Annotated in this window: 21 protein-coding genes and 1 riboswitch; of the genes, 18 read left to right on the top strand and 3 right to left on the bottom strand. The window is 75.1% G+C overall.

The annotated features are described in order from the left end of the window. The first annotated feature begins 182 nt into the window (after positions 1-182). The 4 genes from MF406_RS12625 (at position 183) to MF406_RS12610 (ending at position 3,199) form a co-directional block, all read left to right on the top strand. Complete coding sequence (locus MF406_RS12625; protein ID WP_242894252.1) at positions 183-437, top strand: hypothetical protein; 255 nt, start codon at positions 183-185, stop codon at positions 435-437. 131 nt (positions 438-568) lie between these two features. Beyond that, a complete protein-coding gene (proB, locus tag MF406_RS12620; protein ID WP_242894250.1) occupies positions 569-1,738 on the top strand; it encodes a glutamate 5-kinase in 1,170 nt (389 codons plus the stop codon). Between the two features lie 37 nt (positions 1,739-1,775). Continuing rightward, on the top strand, positions 1,776-2,528 hold the full coding sequence (locus MF406_RS12615; protein ID WP_242894247.1) for a MerR family transcriptional regulator: 753 nt from the start codon (positions 1,776-1,778) through the stop codon (positions 2,526-2,528). 101 nt (positions 2,529-2,629) lie between these two features. Further along, on the top strand, positions 2,630-3,199 hold the full coding sequence (locus MF406_RS12610; protein WP_242894244.1) for a small multidrug efflux protein: 570 nt from the start codon (positions 2,630-2,632) through the stop codon (positions 3,197-3,199). 109 nt (positions 3,200-3,308) lie between these two features. Here the strand turns inward: MF406_RS12610 and MF406_RS12605 are convergent, their stop codons facing one another. After that, the gene (locus tag MF406_RS12605) at positions 3,309-3,845 is read right to left on the bottom strand and encodes a flavin reductase family protein (RefSeq protein ID WP_242894241.1); all 537 of its coding nucleotides are present in this window, start codon (positions 3,843-3,845) and stop codon (positions 3,309-3,311) included. Between the two features lie 1,053 nt (positions 3,846-4,898). On the opposite strand from MF406_RS12605, the gene MF406_RS12600 reads away from it, so the two are divergent. The 12 genes from MF406_RS12600 (at position 4,899) to MF406_RS12545 (ending at position 21,077) form a co-directional block, all read left to right on the top strand. Beyond that, positions 4,899-6,614 carry a TIGR04028 family ABC transporter substrate-binding protein gene (locus tag MF406_RS12600; protein WP_242894238.1) on the top strand — a complete coding sequence of 572 codons (1,716 nt, stop codon included), beginning with the start codon at positions 4,899-4,901 and terminating at the stop codon, positions 6,612-6,614. A 10-nt stretch (positions 6,615-6,624) separates the two neighbouring features. Further along, positions 6,625-7,560 carry an ABC transporter permease gene (locus tag MF406_RS12595; protein WP_242894236.1) on the top strand — a complete coding sequence of 312 codons (936 nt, stop codon included), beginning with the start codon at positions 6,625-6,627 and terminating at the stop codon, positions 7,558-7,560. Next, a complete protein-coding gene (locus MF406_RS12590) occupies positions 7,557-8,450 on the top strand; it encodes an ABC transporter permease (RefSeq protein WP_242894234.1) in 894 nt (297 codons plus the stop codon). Before MF406_RS12595 ends, MF406_RS12590 begins: the two co-directional genes overlap by 4 nt. 1 nt (position 8,451) lies before the next feature. Further along, complete coding sequence (locus MF406_RS12585; protein ID WP_242894231.1) at positions 8,452-10,377, top strand: ABC transporter ATP-binding protein; 1,926 nt, start codon at positions 8,452-8,454, stop codon at positions 10,375-10,377. A 110-nt stretch (positions 10,378-10,487) separates the two neighbouring features. Further along, positions 10,488-11,516, top strand: coding sequence for a putative FMN-dependent luciferase-like monooxygenase (locus MF406_RS12580; protein WP_242894229.1), 1,029 nt, complete (start codon positions 10,488-10,490; stop codon positions 11,514-11,516). A gap of 19 nt (positions 11,517-11,535) precedes the next feature. After that, positions 11,536-12,972, top strand: coding sequence for an alkylhydroperoxidase domain protein (locus MF406_RS12575; protein ID WP_242894227.1), 1,437 nt, complete (start codon positions 11,536-11,538; stop codon positions 12,970-12,972). Between the two features lie 59 nt (positions 12,973-13,031). Then, the gene (locus tag MF406_RS12570) at positions 13,032-14,681 is read left to right on the top strand and encodes an ABC transporter substrate-binding protein (protein ID WP_242894224.1); all 1,650 of its coding nucleotides are present in this window, start codon (positions 13,032-13,034) and stop codon (positions 14,679-14,681) included. A gap of 10 nt (positions 14,682-14,691) precedes the next feature. Further along, a complete protein-coding gene (locus MF406_RS12565) occupies positions 14,692-15,624 on the top strand; it encodes an ABC transporter permease (protein WP_242894222.1) in 933 nt (310 codons plus the stop codon). 9 nt (positions 15,625-15,633) lie between these two features. Then, positions 15,634-16,869, top strand: coding sequence for an amidohydrolase family protein (locus MF406_RS12560; protein ID WP_242894220.1), 1,236 nt, complete (start codon positions 15,634-15,636; stop codon positions 16,867-16,869). Further along, positions 16,866-17,771 carry an ABC transporter permease gene (locus MF406_RS12555; RefSeq protein ID WP_242894217.1) on the top strand — a complete coding sequence of 302 codons (906 nt, stop codon included), beginning with the start codon at positions 16,866-16,868 and terminating at the stop codon, positions 17,769-17,771. The genes MF406_RS12560 and MF406_RS12555 overlap by 4 nt, the downstream gene beginning before the upstream one ends. Then, positions 17,768-19,423: an ABC transporter ATP-binding protein gene (locus MF406_RS12550; RefSeq protein WP_242894215.1), complete on the top strand. Its 1,656-nt coding sequence runs from the start codon at positions 17,768-17,770 to the stop codon at positions 19,421-19,423. Before MF406_RS12555 ends, MF406_RS12550 begins: the two co-directional genes overlap by 4 nt. A gap of 171 nt (positions 19,424-19,594) precedes the next feature. Continuing rightward, a riboswitch (SAM riboswitch) is annotated at positions 19,595-19,703 on the top strand. Positions 19,704-19,997: 294 nt separating this feature from the next. Further along, positions 19,998-21,077, top strand: a complete 1,080-nt coding sequence (locus tag MF406_RS12545; protein WP_242894212.1) for a hypothetical protein — start codon at positions 19,998-20,000, stop codon at positions 21,075-21,077. Positions 21,078-21,281: 204 nt separating this feature from the next. Here the strand turns inward: MF406_RS12545 and MF406_RS12540 are convergent, their stop codons facing one another. Then, a complete protein-coding gene (locus tag MF406_RS12540) occupies positions 21,282-22,469 on the bottom strand; it encodes a Ku protein (RefSeq protein WP_242894209.1) in 1,188 nt (395 codons plus the stop codon). Positions 22,470-22,683: 214 nt separating this feature from the next. Continuing rightward, positions 22,684-23,094, bottom strand: coding sequence for a VOC family protein (locus MF406_RS12535; RefSeq protein WP_242894206.1), 411 nt, complete (start codon positions 23,092-23,094; stop codon positions 22,684-22,686). A gap of 320 nt (positions 23,095-23,414) precedes the next feature. On the opposite strand from MF406_RS12535, the gene MF406_RS12530 reads away from it, so the two are divergent. Both MF406_RS12530 and MF406_RS12525 read left to right on the top strand, forming a co-directional pair. Further along, positions 23,415-24,551 (top strand): Glu/Leu/Phe/Val dehydrogenase, encoded by a 1,137-nt coding sequence (locus MF406_RS12530; RefSeq protein ID WP_242894192.1) that lies wholly within the window; start codon positions 23,415-23,417, stop codon positions 24,549-24,551. Positions 24,552-24,676: 125 nt separating this feature from the next. Next, positions 24,677-25,525: an aldo/keto reductase gene (locus MF406_RS12525; protein WP_242894190.1), complete on the top strand. Its 849-nt coding sequence runs from the start codon at positions 24,677-24,679 to the stop codon at positions 25,523-25,525. Positions 25,526-25,683: the final 158 nt, after the last annotated feature.

Genomic DNA, 25,683 nt, shown 5'->3' with positions numbered 1-25,683 from the left:
ATCTGCCGTCTGCCGACGGCGCCCCCGCCATCTGCCGTCTGCCGACGACCGCCCCCGCCATCTGCCGTCTGCCGACGACCGCCCCCGCCACCTGCCGTCTGGCGACGGCGCCCGCGGCGGCCGCCGTCGTCCAGCCCGGCTCCCGGCGTGCCCGGGCGGCCCACCGGTGCCACCGTAGGGGCATGACCACACCAGGCCCTGACGACGCCCCGGTCCCCATCGGCCGGGAGAACGAGCCGGAGTCCGGGCCGGCGCCGTCGACCACCGGCGCCGGCGACGTCACCTACGGCGCTGCCCGGGACGACGTCGACGAGGAGCTCTCCCCGGCGCCCCCCGTGCACGGCGAGGAGGGCGGCGGCGACCCGGCCGCCGGCGCCGAGGAGGACACCGGCACGCCCGAGGAGGACATCAAGCGTCCCCGCGGCCTGAAGGGCTGACCGCCGTCCAGCTCGCCGGCGCCACCCGGACGAGCCGAACCCCGGGCCCGGGCCCGGCCGGAACCGTTGTCGGCAGCCCGCTGGGTCCGCGGTCGCGCCACCCGTGGGCGCATCCTGGGCGCGCCGGGCAGATGCGGGATGATGGCTCGGTGAACCAGCCGCTGGCCGACCGGGCGGGCCTCGCCGGCGCGCGGCGCGTCGTCGTCAAGGTCGGGTCCTCCTCGCTGACCGCCGCCGACGGGCGCCTCAGCCTGCCGGCCCTGCACACCCTCGTGGAGATCCTCGCCGCGAGGGGGCGGCGCGGCCAGCAGATCGTCCTGGTCTCCTCCGGCGCGATCGCCGCCGGCATCACCCCGCTCGGGCTGCCGGCCAAGCCCAAGGACCTGGCCACCGCCCAGGCCACCGCGTCCGTGGGCCAGGGCATCCTGGTGGCCCGGTACACCGAGGCCTTCACCTACTACGGCCAGCAGGTCGGCCAGGTGCTGCTCACCGCCGAGGACCTCATCCGGCGGACCAACTACGCCAACGCCCAGCGCGCGCTGGAGCGGCTGCTCACCCTCGGCGTCGTGCCCATCGTCAACGAGAACGACACCGTCGCCACCGACGAGATCCGCTTCGGGGACAACGACCGCCTCGCCGCCCTCGTCTCCCACCTGGTCCGCGCCGACGCGCTGGTGCTGCTCACCGACGTCGAGGGCCTCTACGACGGCCCGCCGTCCGACGGCGGCGCCCGGCTCGTCCGCGCCGTCACCAGCCCCGCGGACCTCGCCGGGGTCGAGGTCACCGCGCGCGGCAGCGACATCGGCACCGGCGGCATGGTGACCAAGCTCGACGCCGCCTCCATCGCGACCGGCGCCGGCATCCCGGTGGTGCTCACCTCGGCGGCCCTGGCCCGCCCCGCCCTGGAGGGGGAAGACGTGGGCACCTGGTTCGCCGCGACCGGCAAGCGCAAGTCGGCGCGGCGGCTGTGGCTGGCGCACGCCGCCCAGGTCCGCGGCCGGCTGCACATCGACGCCGGGGCCGCCCGGGCCGTCACGGACGGGAAGCGGTCCCTGCTCGCCGCCGGCGTCGTCGGGGTGGACGGGGACTTCGAGCCCGGCGACGTCGTGGAGCTGGTCGGGCCGGAGGGCGTCGTCGCCCGGGGGCTGGTGGCCTACGGGTCCGGCGAGGTGCCGCGGATGATGGGCAAGTCCACCGACCAGCTGCGCGGGGCCGGGCACGACGACCACCCGCGCGCCGTCGTCCACCGCGACGACCTCGCCCAGGTCCGGGTGCGGACCCGGGCCCGGGCCGGCCGCTGACGGGCTCCCGCGAGCAGCCCGGGAACGCGGAGACGACGTGGCGTGGAGCACGCGTGAGCTCGCTGAGCTGGCGGGGACGACGGTGAACACGATCCGGCACTATCACCGGCTCGGCCTCCTCGACGAGCCCGAGCGCGAGCACAACGGCTACAAGCAGTACCGGGTGCCGCACCTCGTGCGCCTGCTGCGGATCCGGCGGCTCGCCGAGCTAGGCGTGCCGCTGTCGCAGATCGGCGAGGTGGGTGCGGGCGGGGACGACACCCCGGACGCGCTGCGCCAGCTCGACGCCGAGATGGCAGCGAGCATCGAGCGGCTGCAGAAGGCCCGCGCCGATATCGCGGCGGTCCTGCGCGACGGCGCCCCCGCGGATGCGCCGGCGGGGTTCGCGTCGGTCGCCTCGCGGCTGTCGGAGGCCGACAGCTCGATGATCCACCTCTACAGCCAGCTGTACGACGAGGAGGCCCTCGCGGACGTCCTGAGGATGGTGGAGACCGACACCGACGCCGTCGCCCGGGATTTCGATCTGCTCCCTCCCGACGCGGACGAGGAAGCGCGGCGGCGCCTCGTCGAGCGACTTGCGGCCACGATCGCGCAGTACCTCCTCGACTACCCCTGGCTGAACGACCCGGCGGCGCGTCTGTCCCAGAGCGAGCACGTCACTGCGCAGACGTTCGTCGACGCGGTGGTCGAGCTGTACAACCCGGCCCAGATCGACGTTCTTCGCCGCGCCGGCATCCTCGCGATCGAGCACGTCCGCTTCGAGCGAGGTGCGAGTGGGGATGCCGGTTGATCCTCGTTCGTCACGGGACTTGACCCTGTTCTAGGAACACGGCCTCTCCTTGGGGGTGGGTCGAGCCAGGACTCGGCCGGAACCCAGGTGAGGAGAGCAGCGTGAACCCCGTCGAGAACCTTGTCCGCAACTTCCAGGAGCTCGTGGCCCAGGTGCCCGAGCTCGTCCAGCCGTTCGTCGTGATGCTGGCGGCCGCAATCCCGTTCATCGAGGGGGAGGGAGGGGCAGCGATCGGACTGGTCGGGGGCATCAACCCGCTCGTCGCCGGCATCGCGGCCGCCACGGGGAACTTCTTGTGCGTGCTCGTCGTCGTGCTGCTCAGCTCGGGGGCCCGCACCGCCGTCGTGAACCGCCGCGGGACCCGGGTCGAGGCCGGGGACGTTGCCGGGGCGGCAACCGGCACTCTGGCGACCGAGATCGCGACCAAGCCCGCCAAGCCCGAGTCGAAGGGGAGCGTTCGGTTCAAGAGGTGGCTGGTCCGGTTTGGCGTGCCGGGCGCGAGCATCCTCGGCCCCCTGGCGATCCCGACGCAGTTCACCTCGGCGATGCTCGTCGCCTCCGGCACCCCGCGCGGCTGGGTCCTGCTGTGGCAGGCCGTGGCGATCGTGCTGTGGACCACCGTCACCACGACCCTGGTCCGGCTCGCGCTCACCGCCGTGCTGGGCGCCTGAGCGTGGGAACCTCGACCTCCGGTGCCACGTGCCGGCCTGAGGGCGCGCGCCTGGAGCCGCCGCAGGGCGCGCGCCCGCAGCCGCGGGCCCCGCGCACCCAGCTCGGGACTCAGGGGAGGCGGGTGTGCTCCCCGATGTTGTGGTAGGTGCGGTCGACGTAGACCAGCGGCCAGCCCTCGCGGCTGGTGTCCGCGCGGTCCGCCCGAACGGTGACGAGCACGCTGTCGCCGACGCCCAGCCGCTCCTCGATGTGCCCGTGCACCCAGGACAGCGCGTCGCGCAGCACCGGCTCGCCGGTGGTGAGCGGACACCACTCCACGCCGGCGAACCGGTCGACCCCGCGAGCGGCGAACTTGGTCGAGGTCTCCTTGGCGTCCGCACCCAGGAAGTTCACGACGACGCTGTCGGCCCGCTCGAGGGCCGGGAGCGCGGAGGACCCGGCCGCCACCGAGAAGGCGAGGACCGGCGGGGCGGCGGAGACGGAGATGACGGAGGTCGCGGTGAAGCCGACCGGCCCGTCGGGGCCGGCCAGGGTGACCACGGCGACGCCCGCCGGGTGCCGGCGGAAGACCTGCTTGAACTCGCTGGCGCTCAACTCCACCGCTGCCGGTGCGGGCAGCGGCAGGCGGTGAACCGGCTCGTGCACCATGGAGGTCCTCTCTACGCTTCCCCAGGGTCGGGCCTGGGGGTGGGGGCTAGCTGGCTGGGCGGGTTGGCATGCCGACCCGCCGCCGCGCGGTCGTCGGCGCAACTACGGTAACGCCGCCTGCAGCACATAACTTCGCCACGCTGGCCGTAATTCCGGCCGACGGCGGGTGACGCGGCGGCGCGGGGGTCAGTCCGGCAAGTCCGGCCGTCAGCCTGGTCCCGCGGACGGTAGCCCGGGTAGGCCACCCGCTCTGTCCCGACGGCGGCCCGTCCGGCCGGCGAGACGCCGGCGTACTGCTGGAACCTCTGTCTCAGCGCCTGGGACGCACCGGGCCGGTCGTGCCGCCTGGCGGGGCAGGCGTGGGAGCGTCCTGCTCGTGCCGGCCGACAGCGGCCAGCCAGCCGGCGTCACCGCCGGCGACCAGGAGACGGAGGAACGATGAAGGGAACCACAGCCGCCACGGCTCGTGCCCTCCACGCCAACGCTGGCCGTGCCTGCCGCTGTCGTCCCTGTTGCCGCCGCATGCACATGTGCATGCCGGGCGCAGCCGCCACCGCCTGAGGTTCTTCTCGGAGCGCGCCGCGGGCCGAGGACCGGTGGCGCTGGTCGCCGGAGGCTGATGAGCCAGCGGCCCCAGTGACCCGGGCCGAGGATCGCCACTGGCCCTGGGCGCCGCCGAGCCGTTCCCGGTCGTCGCCCGGCCGTCGAGCGCCGTCGCAAACCATGACCGGGGCGTGGCCAGGGCGATCTGTCCGAGGCCTGCCACGAGGACTGGACCGCGGCCAGGGAGCCTGAGCGGGCCGGACCCGGCTCGCCGACGGCGAGCGGTTTCACCACACCGGGCCGATCCCGCGACGGCCGCCGCCCGCACGGCACCAGGCACCTTCTCCGCGCACTCCTGAGCTCTCGGTTCGCTTCCTTCCGTCCCGGTGGTCGTCCTCCGCCACGGCACCGAGCTGCACCCATACCAAGCGCGCACGGCCATCCACGCCCTCGGCCTCCGCATGCCCGCCCGCCCCATCCCCGCCCCGCACGTCATCGAGGAGAACCATGACCCGCACGCCCGGCCACCCGCTCCCGGCCGACGGCAGCCCAGCGGCCACCGACAGGCAGGGCGGCCGCACCCGGGCCGCCCGCACCCCCGCCCGCACCCCTGCCCGCACCACGGCCGCCGTCGCCGTCCTCGGCGCCACCGCCCTCCTGGCCGGCTGCGCCGGCGGGCGGGACGCCGCGGCCTCCGGCGGCCAGCCGGACGGGCAGGGCGGCAACCTGACCTACCTGGAGTACCAGCCGCACACGACGCTCTACCCGCCCCAGTCCGGCTTCTACCCCAACGGCGCGCTGGTCAACAACGTCACCGACCGGCTCACCTACCAGGACCCGGAGACCCTGGAGATCGAGCCGTGGATCGCCACCGACTGGCAGGTGAACGCCGACGCCACCGAGTACACCTTCAACCTCCGCGACGGCGTCACCTTCTCCGACGGCACCCCGCTGGACGCCGCGGCGGTGGCCCGCAACTTCGACACCTTCGGGCTGGGCGACGACGAGCGCGGGCTGACCGTGTCCGAGGCGGTCAACAACTACGCCGGCAGCGAGGTGGTCGACGAGGACACGGTGACCTTCCGGTTCTCCGCCCCGGCGCCCGGCTTCCTGCAGGCCACCTCCACCATCACCTCCGGGCTCCTCTCCCCGGAGACGCTGGACCGCCCGCTGGAGGACCTCGGCGCGGGCAGCGCCACCGAGATCGTCGGCTCCGGCCCGTTCGTGATCACCGACGAGCAGGTCGGCACCGAGATCACGCTGACCGCGCGGGAGGACTACGACTGGGCGCCGCCGTCGTCGGAGCACCAGGGCCGGGCCCACCTGGACACCGTCACCATCGTCGTCACCCCCGAGGACAGCGTCCGGCTCGGGTCGCTGCTGTCCGGGCAGGCCGACGTCGTCCGCTACGTCCAGGCCCCGGACGAGGAGCAGGTGACCCAGGCCGGCTTCCAGCTCTTCGCCCCGCAGACCCGCGGGGTCAACAACGGCCTCGCGCTGCGGTTCACCAACCCGCTCCTGGCCGACCTCCGGGTGCGCCAGGCACTGGTGCACGGGGTGGACAACCGGCAGGTGGTGGAGACCGTCTTCACCGACAACTACCCCGCGGCCACCTCCGTGCTCAGCGCGGCCGCGCCCGGCTACCACGACACCTCCGAAGCCCTCGCCCACGACCCGGACCGCGCGGCGGCGCTGCTGACCGAGGCCGGCTGGACCCCCGGCCCGGACGGCATCCGGGTCAAGGACGGTCAGCGGCTGTCCCTGGACGTCTACGCCTCGGCCGCCCAGCCCCTGTCCAAGCCGACGCTGGAGCTGGTCGGCCAGCAGCTGGCCGAGATCGGCGTGGAGCTGAACGTGAAGTCCCCCGACGCGGGCAGCTACGCCACCGACACCCTCGACCCGCTCAAGACCCCGCTGTACCACTCGATGGTCGGCCGGGCGGACCTGGACGTCATCAAGAGCCAGTTCCACACCGACAACCGCGACGTCCTGCTCTCCGACGACGCCACCCTCGACGGCCTGCTCGAGGCGGTGGCCGCCGAGCCGGACCCGCAGGCCCGGCTGCAGCGCTCCGCCGACGTCCAGGACTACCTCGCCGAGCAGGCCTACTACATCCCGCTCTTCGAGGAGCCGCAGGTCTACGGCGCCGCGCCGGACGTCACCGGCCTGGCCTTCGAGGCCGTGGGCCGGCCCACCTTCTACGACGTCGCCACCGGGCGCTGAGGGGGAGGCCGTGCGCTACGTGCTCGCCCGCACCGGGCAGGCCGCGGTCGTCCTGCTCGCCGCGTTCACCGCCAGCTTCGTCCTCCTGCAGGCGCTGCCCGGGGACGCGATCCTGATCAAGTTCGACAACCCCGAGCTCGGCCTGTCCGCCGAGCAGCTGGCGGCGGTCCGCACCGCCTACGGCGCCGACGCCAGCCCGCTGACCCAGTACCTGCACACCCTCACCGGCTTCCTCGGCGGGGACCTGGGCTACTCGGTGCAGTACGGCACGCCCGTCGGCCAGCTGCTCGGCGAGGCCCTGCCGGCGACGGCGACGCTCGCCGTGGCGGGCTTCGTCACCGCCGTCCTGCTCGCCCTGGGCATCGCCGCCGCCGCCACCCTGGCGCCGCTGCGCTGGCTGCGCACCGCCGCCGCCTCGCTGCCGTCCCTGCTCGCCGCGGTCCCGGTGTTCTGGCTGGGCATCGTGCTGGTGCAGGTGCTCAGCTTCCGCCTCGGGCTGGTCCGCACCATCGGCGCCGGCCCGGTGGAGTCCCTGGTGCTGCCGGTGCTGACCCTGGCCGTGCCGATCGCGGCGCCGCTGGCGCAGGTCCTGCTGCGCAGCATCGACACCGTCAGCGCCCAGCCGTTCGTCGCGGTGACGACGGCGAAGGGCGCCTCCCGCCGTTGGCTGCTGACCCGCACGGTCGCCCGCAACGCCCTGCCGCCCACCGTCGCCATCGCCGGCGTGCTCCTCGGCGAGCTGATCGGCGGGGCGGTGGTGACGGAGACGGTCTTCGGCCGGGCCGGCATCGGCCGGGTCGCCGAGCAGGCCGTGGCCAACCAGGACGTCCCCGTCCTGCAGGCCGTCGTCGTGCTCGCCGCCGCGGTCTTCACCCTGGTCAACCTGGCCGTCGACCTGCTCTACCCCGTCCTCGACCCCCGCGCGAAGGTGAGGCTCACCGCATGACCGCCCAGCAGACCACGACGGCGTCCGGCCGGCCCGCCGTGCCGGGGGCCGGGGCCGGAGCCGGTGCCCGTTCCGGCGCCGCCCGGGCCGTGGCCCGGCTGCGCCGGGCCGACCCGACGGTCGGCCTGGCCGTCCTCGTGCTGGCCGTCGTCGCCGCCTGGGCCCTGGTCCCGGGCCTGTTCACCGCGCACGACCCGCTCGTCGGGGTTCCGGCCGAGAAGCTCCAGCCGCCGAGCGCCGCCCACCCGTTCGGGACCGACGCCCTGGGTCGGGACCTGCTCGCCCGGGTGATCCACGGCGCGGTGCACTCCCTGACCAGCGCCGTGATCGCCGTCGCCGTCGGCCTGGTGGTCGGCACCGCGCTCGGCGTGCTGGCCGGGTCGGCCGGCCGCCTCGTCGACGACGTCCTCATGCGCGTGGTGGACGTCCTCCTCGCCGTCCCGGCGCTGCTGCTCTCGCTCAGCGTCATCATCCTGCTCGGCTTCGGCACCACCAACGTGGCCATCGCCGTCGGGGTGGGGTCGGTGGCCGCGTTCGCCCGGCTCACCCGGGCGGAGGTGGTCCGGCTGCGGCGCACCGACTACGTCGAGGCGGCCTTCGGCAGCGGCGGCAGCTACCTGGGGGTGCTGCGGCGGCACGTGCTGCCGGGTGCCGTGGGCGCCGTCGCCGCCCTCGCGGTGCTGCAGCTCGGCACCGCCATCCTCGCCATCGCGACCCTGGGCTTCCTCGGCTACGGCGCCCCGCCGCCCACCCCCGAGTGGGGCCTGCTCATTGCCGAGGGCCGCAACTACATCGCCACCTCCTGGTGGCTCACCACGCTCCCCGGGCTCGTGCTCATCGCCGTCGTGCTCGCCGCCCACCGGATCAGCCTCACCCTGAGGAGGAACTGACGTGCCGCTCGCCCCTGGTGCCCTCACCGTCGACCCCGCCGCCGGCGCTCTCGCCGCCGCCACCCCCGACCCCGGTCCCGCCGGCGCCGACCCCGGTCCCGCCGGCGCCGGTCCCGCCGACCCCGGTCGCGCCGGCGCAGGCCCCGCCGCGCTCGCCGTCGACGGGCTGGCGGTGTCCTACCGGACCCGGGACCGCGCCGTCCGCGTCGTGCACGACGTCTCCCTCGCCGTCCACCCCGGGCAGACCCTGGCCCTGGTGGGGGAGTCCGGCTCGGGCAAGACGACGACCGCCCAGGCTGTGATCGGCCTGCTGCCGGCCAACGGCCGGGTGGACGCCGGCGCCGTCCGGGTGGCCGGCACGGACATCAGCGGCTGGTCGCCGCGGCGCCTGCAGGCGGTGCGCGGCGCCCAGATCGGCCTGGTGCCGCAGGACCCGCACAGCTCGCTCAACCCGGTCAAGACGGTCGGCGCCAACCTCGCCGAGGTGCTGCAGATCCACCGGCGGGGCAACCGCGCGCAGGTCGCGGACCGGGTCGTGGAGCTGCTGGACCGGGTCGGCATCCCCGACCCGGCGGCTCGCGCCCGGCAGTACCCGCACGAGCTCTCCGGCGGGATGAAGCAGCGGGTGCTGATCGCCTCGGCGATCGCGCTGGAGCCGGCGGTGCTCGTCGCGGACGAGCCCACCTCGGCGCTGGACGTCACCGTCCAGCAGCACATCCTGGACCTGCTCGACCGGCTCCGCACCGAGCTCGGCACCGCGGTCCTGCTCATCACCCACGACCTGGCCGTCGCCGCCGACCGCGCCGACCGGATCGCCGTGATGAAGGACGGGCGGGTGGTGGAGCACGGCGCCACGGCCGAGCTCCTGGCCCGCCCGGCCACCGACTACACCCGCCAGCTCCTCGCCGACGCCCCGGCGTTCGCCGCCGTCGGCCGGCGGGCGGGCGGCGACGGCGCGGGCTCACCGGGCCGTGCAGGGGCGGGGGCCGACGGCACCCGCTCACCCCGCCGTACGGCCGGGGGAGCGCCCGCCCTTGCCCAGGCCGACGGCGCCCGCGCCGGCACCGCCCCGTCCGCCCGCGCCGATGTCGCTGCACGCGCCGGCACCGAGCCGGCGGAGGCGGCCACCACCGCCGCCATCCAGGTGCGCGACCTCGTGCAGGAGTTCCCGCGCGGCCACCGGCGCCCGCCGTTCCGCGCGGTGGACGGCGTGTCCTTCACGGTCGCGCCCGGCACCACCCACGCGCTGGTGGGGGAGTCGGGATCGGGCAAGACGACGACGGCCCGGGCCGTCGTCGGGCTGCTGGCCCCGACCGCCGGCACGGTGCACCTGCACGGCCGCGCCGTCGCCGGCCAGCGCGGGCGGGCGCTGCGGGACCTGCGCCGCACCGTCCAGCTCGTCTACCAGAACCCGTTCTCCTCCCTCGACCCCCGCCAGAGCGTCGGGGCGATCGTGGCCGAGCCGCTGCGCAACTTCCGGCTCGGGGACCGAGCCGAGCGGGCACGGGCCGTCGCCGAGGTGCTCGACCGGGTCGCGCTGCCCGCCTCCGCCGCCCGCCGCCGCCCCACCGAGCTCTCCGGCGGCCAGCGCCAGCGGGTGGCCATCGCCCGGGCGCTCGTCATCGCCCCCCGGGTCGTCGTCCTCGACGAGGCCGTCTCCGCCCTCGACGTCACCGTCCAGGCCCAGATCCTCCGGCTGCTCGAGCAGCTCCAGGACGACCTGGGCCTGACCTACCTGTTCATCTCCCACGACCTGGCCGTCGTCCGGCAGATCGCCGACACCCTCACCGTCATGCACCACGGCCGGGCGGTCGAGCACGGGCCCACCGCCACGGTCCTGGACCACCCGCGCGAGGCCTACACCGCCGCCCTCGTCGACGCCGTGCCCGGGCACCGGCGGCCCGAGGCACCCGGCGGGGCCGGCTGACCGCCGCGCCCCGCTGCCCCGCCCGGCTGCTTGACCGCCTACCCCCGCGCCACCCGCCCCGCCGCACCCCAGGGACCACCGACCCCCCGCACCAGAAGGAGCACCGCACCATGAGCCCCCGCATCGGTTTCTTCACCCGCATCCTGGACGACGCCAGCCCCGCCGTCCGGTACGCAGGCGCCGTCGAGCAGATCCGGCTCGCCGAGGACCTCGGCCTGCACTCGGCCTGGGTCGCCCAGCACCACTTCCACCGCGACGAGGGCGGCCTGCCCGCCCCGCTCGTCTTCCTCAGCCACGTCGCCGCCCGCACCAGCCGGATCCGGCTCGGCACCGGCATCATCACCCTGCCGCTGGAGGACGCCGTCCGGGTGGCCGAGGACACCGCGGTGCTGGACGTCCTGACCGGCGGCCGGCTCGAGGTGGGGGTGGGCAGCGGCGGAACGCCGTCGTCCTTCGCCGGCTTCGGCCTGGACCCCGCCGACCGGCGCACCGTCTTCGCCGAGCGCCTCGCCACGCTGGTAGCGGCCTGGTCGGGGGAGGAGCTCGGCCCGGGCAACCGCCTGTACCCCGCCGCGCCCCAGCTGCTCGGCCGGCTCTGGCAGGCCACGTTCTCCGCCGACGGCGCCGCCCGGGCCGGGGCGCGCGGGGACGGGCTCATGCTCTCCCGGACCCAGCCGCGACCGGCCGACCGCCCCGACGCCACCCTTGGCGAGGTCCAGGACCCGGTCGTCGACGCCTACCTCTCGGCCCTGCCCGCCGGCGCGGCACCCCGCATCCTCGCCTCGCGCACGCTGGTCGTCGGCGAGGACCGGGACCGGGTCCGGCGGTTCGCCGAGACGGGCCTGCGGCGGGCGGCTGCCGCGTTCCGGCGGCAGGGCCACCACCTGCCCGACGACGACGTCGACTCCCTGATCCGGGGCACCGACTCCTACGTCGGCACGCCGGCGGAGGTGATCGCCTCCCTGCAGGCCGACTCCGTCCTGGACCGGGCGACCGACATCACCTTCCAGGTCCACTCCATCGACCCGCCCCACGCCGACGTCCTGCGGTCCCTCGAGCTCCTCGCCACCGAGGTGGCCCCCGCGCTCGGGTGGTCCCTGGACCGGACGAGCCCGGCCGCCGCGCTGGCCCGGGCCTGAGCCCGCCAGGAGGAGAACCATGACTACCAGTACCGGCACCGACACCGACCTCGACACCGACCTCGGCGTCGACGTCATCGACCACCTGCTCGGCACCACCCCCGGTGACCGGCTCGACACCGTCCGGCGCGCACGCCGCACGGCCCGGGAGAACGCCCAGCGCAGCTACCAGGCCCTGTTCGAGCCCGCCGAGCCGGGCGAGGTCACGGCGGCCGAGCGGTACGCCGTGGCGACGTTCGTCGCCGGCCTGCACGGCGCGGCAGACCTGGCCGTCTACTACGCCGCCCGGCTCGGCCCGCACGACCCGGGCGCCGTGCTCGGCCCGGCCGTGCGCGCCGAGGCTGGCCGCGGCGCGGCCCGCGGGCCCTACGGGGTCTACCGGGAGCCCGGGCTCGCGGCGGAGTCCGCCCCCGGCCCGGTGCACCGGGTCGGTCCGGAGGCCCGGGCTGTCCTCGGGGAGCGGCTGGCCGCCGCGCTGGAGCATGCGCACCTGCTCGTCCTCCGGCCGCGGGAGTCCGGCCCGGCCGACCTGGCCCGCCTGCTGGCCGCCGGGTGGTCCACCACCGGGGTCGTCACCCTCTCCCAGCTCGTCGCCTTCCTGACGTTCCAGGTCCGGGTGGTCCACGGGCTGCGGGTGCTCGCCGGGGCGGAGGAATCGTCCGGCGGCCCCGTCGCGGGCACCGTCGAGCCGAGCACGTACACGGTCGTCGGTGACCCGAGCACCGACCGGGCCGCCGCCGGCCCGAGCACCGACCGGGCCGCCGTCGACCCGAGCACCGGCCGGGGCGCCGCCGCCGGCCCGAGCACCACGGCCGCCGTCGGCGACCGCACCGACGCGGCCGACCCGGCGCCGCCCGTCCCCGACGTGCGGACGTACGACGACCTCGACCGGCCCGACCGCTTCACCCAGGACACCCTCGGCTGGGTGCCCTGGCTCGATCCGCTGCCGGTGGCCGAGCTCACCGAGCGGCACTGGGCCGGCCTGGTGGACCGCGGCCGGGCCGACAGCCCGTACTTCGCCCTGCTCGTCCGCGACCCGGAGGTGCTGCAGGCCCGGACCGAGACGGACAAGGACATCTTCTACAACACGGCCGGTGGCCTGCCCCGTGCCGAGCGTGAGCTCGCCGCGACCGCCACCAGCCGGCTCAACGGCTGCGTCTACTGCGCCTCGGTGCACGCCCGGTTCGCCAGCCACCACGCCCGGCGGGGCGAGGACGTCCAGCGCCTGCTCGACGACGGCGTGACGGCGGACCTGGGGGAGCGGTGGAACGCCGTCGTCGCGACCGCCGTGGCGCTCGCCGGCACCCCTGCCGGGTTCGGCCCCGGGCACGTCGCCGACCTGCGCGGCCAGGGGCTGGACGACCTGGAGATCGCCGACCTCGTGCACAGCTCGGCGTTCTTCGCCTGGGCCAACCGGCTCATGCTCTCCCTCGGCGAGCCCGAGGCGGCGCGATGAGCACCCGGCGAGGTACCACGAGCACCCCCCGACGCACCACGAACCCACGAAGGAGCACCATGACCAACCCACCACGACGGCGGCGCCGGTTCCTGCCGGCGGTGGCGGCCCTGGCGGCCGCCGCACTGACCCTCACCGCCTGCGGGGGCGCCGGCGGGGGCGAGGCCGCGGCGGACGTCGGGGAGCCCGTCGACGGCGGCGTGCTGACGTACGCCGCCGACGTCGAGCCGCAGGCCTGGGACATCCACAGCAGCGGTGCGGACGTGGTCGCGTTCCTGCAGCGGAACGTGTTCGACTCCCTCGTCGCGCAGCAGCCCGACGGCACCTTCGTGCCGTGGCTCGCGACCTCCTGGGAGGTCAGCGCGGACAGCACCTCCTACGAGTTTGCGCTGCGCGAGGACGTCACCTTCCACGACGGGGAGAAGTTCGACGCGGAGGCGGTCAAGGCCAACTTCGACCACATCGTCGACCCCGACACCGCCTCCCAGTACGCCGCCGGGCTGCTCGGGCCGTACGAGAGCACGGAGGTGGTGGACGAGTACACCGTGCGCGTGAACTTCTCCGCGCCGTTCGCCGCCTTCCTCCAGGCCGCCAGCACCGCCTACCTCGGCTTCTACTCACCGGCCGCCCTCGCCGCGCCGGACACCCTCGACACCGCCGAGGCGGCGGTCGGCACCGGCCCGTTCACCCTCGAGCGGTATGCCAAGGGGCAGGAGGTGCGCTACGCCAAGAACCCGGACTACGCCTGGGCTCCGGAGAACGCGGAGCACGACGGCGCCGCTTACCTCGACGAGCTCGTCTTCCGGTTCATCCCGGAGAACAGCGCGCGGCTGGGCGCCCTGACGAGCGGGCAGGTCGATGCCGCGGGAGCCATCCCGCCGGCCAACGTGGAGCAGGTGGAGGGCGACGACAACCTCGAGCTCACCCGCGCCGACGCGCCCGGCATGCCGTACTCCCTGTTCCTCAACACCAGCCGGCCCCCGCTCGACGACGTCAGGGTGCGGCAGGCCGTCCAGCGGGCCGTGGACCTCGACCAGATCGTCTCCACCGTCTACTTCGACCAGTACCAGCGCGCCTGGGGCCCGCTCAGCGCGGCGACCCCCGGGGTGTACGACCCGGCGGTGGAGGACAGCGTGGAGCACGACGTCGACGCCGCCAACGAGCTGCTCGACGAGGCCGGCTGGAGCGAGCGGAACAGCGACGGGACCCGCACCCGCGACGGCGAGGAGCTCGTGCTCGCCTGGCCGGTCGCCCAGAACCAGCGCGAGCAGCGGGACCTCCTCGCCCAGAGCCTGCAGGACGCGCTCGCCGAGGTCGGCATCGCCCTGGACATCCAGTCGGTCGACCCCGGCACGTACGTCAGCCGGTTGATGGCCGTGGACTACGACGTCGCGGACTGGAGCTTCGTGCGGCCGGAGGGCGACATCCTGCGGCTGCACTTCCACTCCGACAACATCCCGATCCAGAACGCCGCGGCGCTGTCCGACCCGGAGATCGACGCCCTCCTCGAGGAGGCGCTCAGCACGACCGACGAGGCGGTGCGCGCCGACCTGTACGGCCAGGTGCAGGAGCGGGTGGTCGAGGACGCGGTGACCATCCCGGTCTACGTGCCGTCCTCCCTCGTCGCCACCCAGACGTACGTCCAGGGCCTGCGGCGGGACCCGAGCGGGTGGCCGCTGTTCTACGACAGCTGGACCAACGGTCAGTAGGAGGAGCCCCATGCCCAGGTACGTCCGGTTCGTCCTGCCCCGCCTGGCGTCGATCGTCCTCGTGATGTGGGGAGCGGCCACCCTCGCCTTCCTCACGCTCCGGCTCACCCCCGGGGACCCGGTCGACACCGTCCTCGGCGCGGCCAGCACCGCGAGCCCCGCGGTGCGCGAGCAGATCCGCGTCGAGCTGGGCCTCGACCAGCCGGTCCTCGTCCAGTACCTCACCTACCTCGGGCGGCTGCTCGACGGCGACCTCGGCACCTCCTACCAGCTCGGCCGACCCGTCGCCGACGTGCTGGCCAGCCAGCTGGCGCCGACGCTCCAGCTGGCCGGCGTCGCGGCGGCGCTCGGCATCGTCCTCGCCGTGGCTACCGCCCTGCTGACCGCCGGCCGCCGCACGCGGCTGAGGTCGGTCTCCCTCGCCGTCGAGCTCATCATCGTCTCGTCCCCGGGCTTCTGGATCGGCATCCTGCTGCTGACCGTCTTCTCGTTCCAGCTCGACCTGTTCCCGGTCTCCGGGGCCCGCGACTGGACCGCACTGGTGCTGCCCGCCATCACCATGGCCCTGCCGGTCGCCGCGATCCTCACCCAGGTGCTCCGCGGCGGCATGGAGGGGGCGCTGCGGGAACCCTTCACGGTGAGCGCCCGCGCGCGCGGGCTGGCCGAGGCGAGCATCCTGCGCCGTCACGCCCTGCGGCACGGGGCGATCCCGGCCGTCACGCTGACCGGCTTCGTCGTCGGCAGCCTGCTCAGCGGGGCCGTCGTCGCCGAGACCGTGTTCGGCCGGCCCGGGCTCGGGCGCGTCGCGCTCACCGCCATCACCAGCAAGGACATCCCCGTGGTGATGGGCGTGGTGCTCATCTCCGCGTTCGCCTTCGTCGTCATCAACCTGATCGTCGACCTGCTCTACCTCGTCATCGACCCGCGCCTGCGGGTCTCCTAAGGAACCCCCATGCACACCCTCATCACCGCCGACCATCTCGTCCGCAGCGCGGACGAGCAGCCCATCTCGCCCGGTGCCGTCCTCGTCGAGGACGAGGTGATCCTCGCCGCCGGACCCGCGGACGAGGTCGCGGCCCGCGCCGGCAGCACGGCCGTCGTCCGCGCCCACCCCGGCGGCACCATCCTGCCGGGCCTGATGGACGCCCACGTCCACCTCGCCTTCGACGGCACCCCCGGCACCGTGGCCGCCATGACGGCGATGGACGACGCGGACCTCCTGCTCGACATGGCCGGGCACGCCCAGCTCCTGCTCGACGCGGGCGTGACCACCGTCCGCGACCTGGGGGACCGGAACGGGCTCGCCGCCAGCCTCCGCGACGCGATCGCCGTCGGGAAGCTGGAAGGGCCGCGGATCCTCGCGGCCAACGCCCCGGTGACCGTCACCGGCGGCCACTGCTGGTTCTTCGGCGGCGAGGCCGACGGCATCGACGACCTCCGCCGCGTGGTGCGGCGGAACGTCCGCGAGGGGGCCGACGTCATCAAGGTGATGGCCTCCGGGGGCAACATGACCCCCTCCTCCCCGCCGCCCTGGCAGCCGCAGTTCACCGTGGAGGAGCTGCGCGCCATCGTGGAGGAGGCCCACCGGTTCGGCCGGCCCACCGCCGCCCACGCGCACAACGCCGAGGCGGTCGCGCGCGCCGTGGCGGCCGGCATCGACTCCGTCGAGCACTGCGGCTGGGCCACCCGGGACGGCAGCGTCGACCGGCGGCCCGAGGTCATCGCGCAGATGAAGGCGAACGGGACGGTCATCTCCCCGACGGTGGGCGCGGCGGTGACCCGCCCGCCGTACGACAGCCACGCGCCGCGGATCGTCGAGACCCTCGCGTGGTACCGCGCGAGCGGGGTGACCCTGGTCGGCTCGACAGACGCCGGCGCGACCGGCACCGGGTTCGGCGAGTACGCGCGCACCTTCCCGCTCTGGGCGCAGGCGGGGTTCACCCCGGCCGAGCTGCTGCGCGTGCTGACCCTGACCCCCGCGCAGGCGTTCGGGATCGCCGACCGCGTCGGCCGGCTGCACCCCGGGTTCGAGGCGGACCTCATCGTCACCGACGGGAACCCGCTCGAGGACCTCTCCGCGTTCGGGCGCATCCGGCTCGTCGTCGCCCGGGGCCGCGCGCGGGTGCCCCGGTCGGAGCGCGCGCCCGTCCCCGACCTGCGACCCGAGCTGCAGGCGGCGGCGCGATGACGACCCTGACCGCCGTCGCGCGGAGCGACCGGCCCGCGGGCACCGACCGGCCCGCCCGCAACCGGCCCACCCGGACCCGGCGCGCACGCACCGCGCCCCTGGCCACGCCGGGACTCGCCCTCGCCTCGGTCGTGTTCGTCCTGGTGGTGCTCGCCGCGCTCGTCCCGCAGCTGTTCACCAGCATCCCCCAGGAGCAGAACGACCTCGCCAACGCGATGCAGGGCCCGAGCGCCGAGCACTGGCTCGGCACCGACCAGCTGGGCCGGGACGTCTACTCGCGCATCGTCTACGGGGCGCGGTACTCCCTCCTCATCGGGCTCGGCGCCACCGCCATCGCGATCGTGCTCGGGACCCTCATCGGGCTCGTCTCGGCCCTCGGCGGCCGCGTCGTGGACGCCGTCGCGATGCGCCTGGTCGACGTCGCGCTGGCCTTCCCCGAGCTCCTGCTGGCCCTCGTCGTCATCGCGGTCATCGGTCCCGGGGCGGTGAACGCCCTGTTCGCGATCGGGATCGCCAGCGTGCCGTCCTACGCCCGGCTGGTGCGGTCGGAGGCGCTGGTGGTGCGCCGGTCGGGCTACGTGGAGGCGGCGTCGGCCCTGGGCCTGAGGCCGCTCACCCTCGTCCGGCGGCACATCGTGCCGAACGTGCTCGGCCCGCTGCTCGTCCTCGCCACCATCGGCGTCGGCACCGCCGTCCTCGCCGGGTCGGCGCTGAGCTTCCTCGGGCTCGGCCCGGAGCAGCCGACGCCCGAGTGGGGCGCCCTGCTGAACGCGGGCCGGGACTACCTCTCCACCGCGTGGTGGATCGGCCTGTTCCCCGGCCTGGCGATCACCCTGACGGTGGTCTCCGTGACGCTGATCGGCCGGCGGCTGCAGGCCCGGTTCGAGGGGAGAGACGCATGAGCGAGCGGCTGCTGGAGCTCGACGGCCTGCGGGTGCGGTTCGCGGCGAACGGCGAGCAGCGGGAGGTGGTCCGCGGCGTCTCGCTGCGGCTCGCCGCGGGGGAGTGCCTGGCGATCGTGGGCGAGTCCGGGTCCGGCAAGAGCGTGACCGCCCGGTCCCTGGTCGGCCTGACCGGCGGGACCTCGACCGTCACGACCGACCGCTTCGCGCTCGCCGGCGCTGACGCCAGCGGGTACACCGACAAGCAGTGGCAGGGCGTGCGCGGCCGGCAGGTCGGGCTCGTGCTGCAGGACGCCCTCGTCTCCCTCGACCCGCTGCGCACCGTCGGTGCCGAGATCGCCGAGGCGGCCCTGGTGCACCAGACGGTCGAGCGGCGCGACGTCGAGGACTACGTCCGCGACCTGCTGCGCACCGTCGGGGTGCCCCGGCCGGACGTCGTCGCCCGGCAGTACCCGCACCAGCTCTCCGGCGGGCTGCGCCAGCGCGCGCTGATCGCCTCGGCGCTCGCCGGCAGGCCCCCGATGCTGATCGCCGACGAGCCGACCACCGCGCTGGACGTCACCGTCCAGGCGCAGATCCTGCGCCTGCTCGAGACCCTGAAGGCCGCGGGCACCGGGCTCGTGCTGATCAGCCACGACCTGGCGGTGGTCGGCCGCCTGGCCGACCGCATCAGCGTGATGCACGACGGGGTCGTCGTCGAGACCGGAGCGAGCGAGCAGATGCTCACCGACCCGCAGGACGACTACACCAAGCTGCTGCTCCGGGCCATCCCCACCGGCAGGTCAAGGGGCACGCGGCTCTCGCCGCTCCCGCCGGCGGTCTTCCACGAGGGGTGGAAGCCGGCCGTGCCGCGCGGGGGCGGGGCCCTGCTGCGGGCCCGGGGGCTGCACAAGCGGTACCGGCGCCCGGACGGCTCGTGGTTCTCCGCGGTCCGGAACGTCGGCCTCACGGTCGAGCCCGGGTCGGCGCTCGGCGTCGTGGGGGAGTCCGGGTCGGGCAAGAGCACGGTCGCGCGGATGCTCCTGGGCGTCACGGCCCCGGACGCGGGCTCGGTCGAGCTCGACGGCGCCCCCTGGAACCCGCTGGCGGAGTCCCGGCGGCGGCCGCAGCGGCGGCGGATCCAGGCCATCTACCAGGACCCGCTGAGCTCGTTCGACCCGCGCTGGACGGTGCAGCGGACCCTGGTCGAGGCGCTGGAGGTCGGCGGTGTGCCGGGCCGACGGCGGCCGGGTGAGGCGGTCGCGCTGCTCGACCAGGTGGGACTGACCCGGGACGTCCTCGCCCGGCGGCCGCTGGAGCTCTCCGGCGGCCAGCGCCAGCGCATCGCGATCACCCGGGCGCTGGCCACCCGCCCCGAGGTCCTCGTCTGCGACGAGCCGGTGTCCGCCCTCGATGTGTCGGTGCAGGCGCAGGTGCTCGACCTGCTGGCTGACCTGCGGCGCCAGCTCGGCGTCGCCCTGGTGCTCATCTCCCACGACCTCGGCGTCGTGCAGCACGTCTGCGACCGGGTACTCGTGATGAAGGACGGCGCGGTCGTCGAGTCCGGCGACGTCGAGGACCTGTTCGCCGCCCCGCAGCACCCGTACACCCGCGAGCTCCTGGCGGCGGTGCCGGTGCTGGAGGCCGCCGGCTCGGCGGCGCCGGTGGGGTGAGCCGCCGTCGACAACCACAAGGACCGGCATGGCTGAGACGCAGCACCGCCAGCGTGGTGGCCACAGGCGCTGCGTCCGCAGCCTGTGGCCGCGTCCGCTCTGTCCGCGCCCTGAGACACGGAGGTCCACACCTTTGACACCTGCTGCTGCCGGGCCCTAACGTCGCCCGCAGGTCAAGAGCACCAGCGTCAAGCCCCGGCTCGCTGGTCGGCAACCCCGCATGCGCGTGGGGTGCCCCGGGTGAGGACCTGGCCCCGCTGCCCGTGGGGCAACGCAGCGCACCAGGTGCACGAGCACGAAGGAACCGACACGCATGACCACGCACACGAGCTCCAGGCAGAATCTCCGCTCGCCTCGCCGCTCCCTGTGCATGCGCATGCCCATGTGTCAGCGAATGTCCGCCTGAGGACCCTCGCGATGCCCGCGCCGTCCGGCGTCCGGCATCACCCCTGACCCACCCCGCACCCGGGCGCGTGGCACGCCCGGTGGTGGACCCGTCGGTCAGGACACCTTCCTGCCGCGCCGCCCGGGACCTTGTGCGTCCGACGGCGCCCGTGCCCCCTTGGACGTACCCGTGACTGTCTCCCTGCTCCCCACCCGTCCCTCCAGCACCCCGCACGCCACCGTGGCCCTCGACCTCACCGGTCTCGGCGCCCGGACCCACGACCCCTCGGGCGACCTGCCCGTCGAGAAGGCGGACCTGGCCCGGCTGGCCTCCTACACCCGCGCCGCCCACGACGCCGGCGTCGACTTCGTCGCCCTCGGCGACCGGTTCCGCCTGCGCAGCGACCACGCCGTGCGCCCCGAGGGCTGGCGGGACCCGGTCCTCGCCGCCCGGCGGATCGGCCCGCACGCCGGCACCGCCGGGATCGTCCCCGCCGTGCCGCTGCGCCGCGGCGACCTGACCGCCGTCGCCGACGAGCTTGCCCAGGTCCCGCACAACGGCTCCTGGGCCGGGGTGCAGCTCGGCGCGCCCGGCGCCGGGCGCGACGCCCTCGCCGCCGCCCTGCGCGCGGTGACCAGCGCCCGGGACCGGCGCACCGGCGGCCGGGCGCCCGCGCCGCGGGTGGTGCTGCCCGTCTCCACCGCAGAGGAGGTGGAGCTGGCCGGTGAGTTCGGCGACGTCGTGCGCATCCGCGAGCACGACCTGGAGTGGGCCCGCGAGCTGCGCTACGCCGTCCGCGCCGCGGCCCGCACCGCCGGACGGCCCGAGGTCCGCGTGCTCGTCGACCTCCACACCGTCATCTCCACCGACCGCGCGGCGGCGCGGGAGCGCGCCGGGCTGGTGGCGGACATCGCCGGCGACGACGCCCCGTGGGCCGGTGCGCTCAGCGCCGTCGGCACCGTGCAGGACGCGGCGGACACCGTGCAGACCTGGCTCACCGCCGGCGCGGCGGACGGCTTCGTCGTGCTGCCCGGGTCCCTGCCGGCGGACGTCCTGGCGCTGCTGCGCGGGCTGCTGCCCGAGCTCCGGGCGCGCGGGCTGGTGGCGGAGCAGGCGGTGGCGGACCGCCCGACCGTGCGGCGCGCGGCCGCCGCGGGCGCCGCGGGCGCCACCGGTGGCGCGGGGCGGGCGACCCCGGCTGCCGTGCGGGCGGTCCGGACGACGGCGGGTACTCGGGACCGCGTCCTCGCGGCCACGCCGGTGGCCTGACGACGACGGCCTGCCGGCCCGGCTGCTGGCCGGCGGACAGACGGCGGGCGGCCACCAGACCCGGCTGTCGCCTTGCAGCCGGGTCTGGTGGACGGTGGCCCGGCGACCCGGTCTGGTGGCCGGTGGCCTGACCGCCGGTGCGCGGGCCCGGCTGGTCGGTGCCGGACCGCCCCGAGGTGGTGCCGGTACCGCCCCGAGGTGTGGTCAGGCGGTCTTTTTCTGGGTGCTGTCGGCCTTCTTGGCCCGGCGGCCGGCGGCCGGGCGGGACCCGGCCGCCGCGGTCTCCCGCTCCTCGGCCGTCCGCCGCGCCGCCGGCTTGCGCTCGGCCGCCGCGGTCTTCTTCGCCGCCGGCTTCCTGGCGGCCGGCTTCTTGGCGGCCGGCTTCTTCGCCGCGGGCTTCTCGGCGCTCTCCTTCTCGGCGGCCGGCTCCTTGGCCGCGGGCTTCTTGGCGGCCGCCTTCCGCGGTGCCGGAGCCTCGCCGTCGCCGTCGCCGTCGTCCGCCGCCTTGCGCCGGGCGGCCGCGGACCGTCGTCGGGGAGCGGGCTCGTCCTCCGCGGCTTCCTCGGCGGTCTCCTCGTCCGCGGGCTCCTCCGCGCCCGTCCCCGCCTTCTTCCGGGAGGCGGCGACGGACCGGCGCAGCGCCTCCATGAGGTCCAGGACCTCCCCGCCCTCCTCTTCCTCGGGGGCGCCGAAGGTCTCCTCGGTGTCCAGCGCCTCGCCCTGCTCGAGCTTGGCGGTGATGAGCTGCTGGAGCTGCTCCTGGTACTCGTCGTGGAACGCGGCCGGGTCGAAGTCGGCCTCGAAGCTGGACACCAGGGCGGCCGACATCTGCAGCTCCTTCGCCGAGAGGTCGACCTCCTCGTCGATGCCCGGGAAGTCGGCCTGGCGGACCTCGTCCTCCCACAGCAACCCCTGGAGGACGAGGACGTCGTCGCGCACCCGCAGGGCGCCGAGCCGGGTCTTCTGCCGGAGGGTGAAGGTGACGATGGCGGTCCGGTCGGTCTCCTCCAGGGTCCGGCGCAGCAGGGCGTAGGACTTCATCGACTTGGAGTCCGGCGCCAGGTAGTACGCGTTCTGCATCATGATCGGGTCCACCTGCTCGGTCGGCACGAACTCCTGGACGTCGATCTCCCGGGAGCGCTCGACCGGCAGGGACTCCAGGTCCTCCCCGGTGAGCACGACGGTGCGCTCGCCGTCGTCGTAGGCCTTGTCGATGTGCTCGTAGGGGACCACCTCGCCGCACTTCTCGCAGCGGCGCTGGTAGCGGATCCGGCCGCCGTCGGCGTCGTGCACCTGGTGCAGCGGGATGTCGTGGCTCTCGGTGGCGCTGTAGAGCTTCACCGGGACGTTGACCAGCCCGAAGGTGATGGCACCCTTCCAGATCGCGCGCACGGCCGGCTCCTTCCGCCTTCTGGCATCGTCGCCCAGTCAAGCGGCCTTCGGGCGCCGTCGTCCAGTCAAACTGCCGCTTTCGTGCAGTCAGGCTGCCGCTCTCGTCCGGCCGGGGGGGACGTGGCCGACGGCGCCGCCGGTGCTCGGGGTGGTGACGGCAGCGCGGCTGTCGCGTTGCCGGGCAGCGGCCCGGCTCGCGGTGCCGAGCAGCGGCTCAGGCGCCGCCTATCGGGTCCGGGGGAGCGTCGTCGTCGGCCTGCATGACCGCGAAGACGTTGCCGGCCGGGTCGGTGAACCAGGCGATCGCGGGCCCGCGCCCGGGGTCGCGGGCGATGCCGGCGTCGTCGGCCTCGATCCCGTCGTAGCGCTCGAACCGCACCCCGCGGCGGGTGAGCTCGGCGACGGCGTCGTCGATGTCCGCGACGAGCAGGTTGAGCACCGTGAACGAGGCCGGCGTGTGCGCCTCGCCCTTGGGGTAGACGAGCACCTCGGCGCCGCCGGGCAGGCGCAGCGTCAGCGTGCCCATCTCCCCGGGGGTGGCGGCCAGGCCGAGCACGTCGGTGTAGAACTGCCGGGCCCGGTCGACATCGTCCACCGAGAAGCTGGCGATGGCGTGGCTGAACATGCTGCGCCTCCACTCGTGCCGCCGCCGCTGGCGACGGAGCCTGCCCCCGTCGGTCAGGGGCATCGTGCCACCGCCGGGTCGCCGTCGCGTGTCGGCTGCCGTCGTCCGTGCCGGCCCTACCCCCGCACCGCCGCGCCGGAGGGCGACGTCGACCGGCCGGGCGGGCAGCGCCTTGCCGGAACCGGACGTACCGCCCACACCTCCCGCCCAGACCTCCCCGCGCCGGCGGGCGCGGTGGCCTACCCTGGGCGCGAGACGGCGCCCCGCCACCACACCCCGGTCGGGCGCCGCGCCATCCACGAGATGACGAAGGAGTCCTCATGACGCTCGTGTCGGAACCTCGCGCCACGACCCGGCCGGCCACCGCCTTCCGCGCCCCCGGCCCGTTCGACCCCGCCCACGGCCACGAGCAGGTGGTCTACTGCAACGACCAGGTCACCGGGCTGCGGGCGATCATCGCCATCCACAGCACGGCCCTGGGCCCGGCCCTCGGCGGCACCCGGTTCTTCCCGTACCCGACCGAGGAGGACGCCCTCGCCGACGTCCTGCGCCTCTCCCGCGGGATGACCTACAAGAACGCGCTCGCCGGGCTGGACCTCGGCGGCGGCAAGGCCGTCATCATCGGCGACCCGGACCGGGACAAGTCCGAGGCGCTGCTGCGCGCCTACGGCCGGTTCGTGGAGTCCCTCGGCGGCCGCTACGTCACCGCCTGCGACGTCGGCACCTACGTGCCCGACATGGACGTCATCCACCGCGAGACCTCCCACGTTGTCGGCCGCAGCGCCGAGCACGGCGGCTCGGGTGACTCCTCGGTCCTGACGGCCGTCGGCGTGCACACGGCGATGCGCGCGTGCGCCGAGCACGTGTGGGGGCAGGCGTCCCTCCGCGGGCGCACCGTGGGCATCGCCGGCGTGGGGAAGGTGGGCCGCCAGCTCGCCGGCCACCTGCTGGCCGACGGCGCCCAGGTCGTCGTCACCGACGTCAACGAGCGGGCCGTCGCCGCCGTCCGGGACGCCCATCCCGAGGTCGAGGTGGTCCCCGACACCGACACCCTCGTCCGCTCCCCGATCGACGTCTACGCCCCGTGCGCCCTCGGCGGCGCGCTCGACCGGGCGACCGTCGAGGCCCTCGCCGCCCGCGTGGTGTGCGGGTCGGCGAACAACCAGCTCGCGGACGACGGCGAGGGCGGGATCGGTGAGCGGATGGTCGAGCGGGGCATCGTCTACGCCCCCGACTACCTGGTGAACTCCGGCGGGGTCATCCAGGTCTACGACGAGCTGGAGGGCTTCGACCTCGACCGGGCCCGGCACCGGGTCGAGGGCCTCTTCGCGGCCACCCTGGCCGTGCTGAGCCGGGCCGAGGAGCAGGGCATCACGCCGGACCGCGCCGCCGGGCACCTGGCCGAGGAGCGGATCGCCACCGTCGGCAGCAACCGGCCGTACCTGCCACGGCACTGACCCCGAGGCGCCTCGTACACCACCGGGGGCAGACACCGCTCTTCCGCAGCGTCGACAACTGTCCTGCCCGGGTGGGTGGTCGGACCGCGATCGCGCGGTGCGCGGGGCCGCGGTAGAACTGGGGCATGACCAGTTCGAGCACAGTGCCCGTCGTCGCCCTCAACAACGGTGTCGAGATCCCCCAGGTGGGGCTCGGCGTCTTCCAGGTCCCGGAGGACCAGACCCAGCAGGTGGTCGAGGCCGGCCTCGAGTGCGGCTACCGCCACATCGACACGGCCGCCGCGTACTACAACGAGGCCGGTGTCGGCGCAGCCATCCGCGCCAGCGGCCTGCCGCGCGAAGAGCTGTTCGTGACGACCAAGCTGCGCAACGCCGACCAGGGCCGGGACAAGGCCCGGACGGCCTTCGAGCGCTCCCGGGAGCAGCTCGGGCTTGAGGTGCTGGACCTGTACCTCATCCACTGGCCGATGCCGGGCAAGGACCTCTACGTCGAGACGTGGGAGGTGTTCCAGGAGCTGCAGGCCGAGGGTGCGGTCCGCGCCATCGGCGTCTCCAACTTCCTGCCCGAGCACCTCAACCGGCTGCTTGCCGACACCGACGTCGTCCCGGCCGTCAACCAGATCGAGCTGCACCCCACCTTCCAGCAGCCGGCCACGGTCGAGGCGACCAAGTCGGCAGGCATCGCCGTGGAGGCCTACTCCCCGCTGGGCCAGGGCAAGGACCTCAACGCCGACGCCGTCAGCCGCGCGGCCGGAGCCCACGCCGTGACCCCGGCGCAGGTGGTGCTGCGCTGGCAGCTGCAGAACGGCACCATCGTCATCCCCAAGTCCACCCATCGGGAGCGGCTCACCGCTAACCTCGACCTCTTCGGCTTCGAGCTCACCGAGGCCGAGATGTCGGCGATCACCGCGCTGGACTCCGCGGAGCGGATCGGGGGGAACCCGGCGGCGATGGAGTGGTCACAGGCGCGCTGAGGCGCTGACTTGGGCGAGTGTCGGCGCGGGCAAATCGACTCCCAGCCTGCGCCCGGCTGACCGCTGTGGCTCGCTGCCCACGGCTCCTGCTCCGCTGACCTCCGGGACCAGGCTCTCCTGCGACCTCGTTCCGGCAGTGCTACCAGTCCACAGCGTCG

It is taken from the genome of Georgenia sp. TF02-10, from assembly GCF_022759505.1.
GTDB lineage: Bacteria > Actinomycetota > Actinomycetes > Actinomycetales > Actinomycetaceae > TF02-10.
The sequence above is the reverse complement of the archived record's forward strand: the minus strand, read 5'-3'. Positions and strand labels throughout refer to the sequence as shown.

Excerpts from the sequence above, each read along its gene's own strand:
- MF406_RS12550 (WP_242894215.1), top strand. The coding sequence starts at position 17,768 with ATGAGCGAGCGGCTGCTGGAGCTCGACGGCCTGCGGGTGCGGTTCGCG.
- MF406_RS12600 (WP_242894238.1), top strand. The coding sequence starts at position 4,899 with ATGACCCGCACGCCCGGCCACCCGCTCCCGGCCGACGGCAGCCCAGCG.
- MF406_RS12560 (WP_242894220.1), top strand. The coding sequence starts at position 15,634 with ATGCACACCCTCATCACCGCCGACCATCTCGTCCGCAGCGCGGACGAG.
- proB (WP_242894250.1), top strand. The coding sequence starts at position 569 with ATGCGGGATGATGGCTCGGTGAACCAGCCGCTGGCCGACCGGGCGGGC.
- MF406_RS12575 (WP_242894227.1), top strand. The coding sequence starts at position 11,536 with ATGACTACCAGTACCGGCACCGACACCGACCTCGACACCGACCTCGGC.
- MF406_RS12530 (WP_242894192.1), top strand. The coding sequence starts at position 23,415 with ATGACGCTCGTGTCGGAACCTCGCGCCACGACCCGGCCGGCCACCGCC.
- MF406_RS12535 (WP_242894206.1), bottom strand. The coding sequence starts at position 23,094 with ATGTTCAGCCACGCCATCGCCAGCTTCTCGGTGGACGATGTCGACCGG.
- MF406_RS12590 (WP_242894234.1), top strand. The coding sequence starts at position 7,557 with ATGACCGCCCAGCAGACCACGACGGCGTCCGGCCGGCCCGCCGTGCCG.
- MF406_RS12555 (WP_242894217.1), top strand. The coding sequence starts at position 16,866 with ATGACGACCCTGACCGCCGTCGCGCGGAGCGACCGGCCCGCGGGCACC.
- MF406_RS12570 (WP_242894224.1), top strand. The coding sequence starts at position 13,032 with ATGACCAACCCACCACGACGGCGGCGCCGGTTCCTGCCGGCGGTGGCG.
- MF406_RS12565 (WP_242894222.1), top strand. The coding sequence starts at position 14,692 with ATGCCCAGGTACGTCCGGTTCGTCCTGCCCCGCCTGGCGTCGATCGTC.
- MF406_RS12625 (WP_242894252.1), top strand. The coding sequence starts at position 183 with ATGACCACACCAGGCCCTGACGACGCCCCGGTCCCCATCGGCCGGGAG.
- MF406_RS12580 (WP_242894229.1), top strand. The coding sequence starts at position 10,488 with ATGAGCCCCCGCATCGGTTTCTTCACCCGCATCCTGGACGACGCCAGC.
- MF406_RS12525 (WP_242894190.1), top strand. The coding sequence starts at position 24,677 with ATGACCAGTTCGAGCACAGTGCCCGTCGTCGCCCTCAACAACGGTGTC.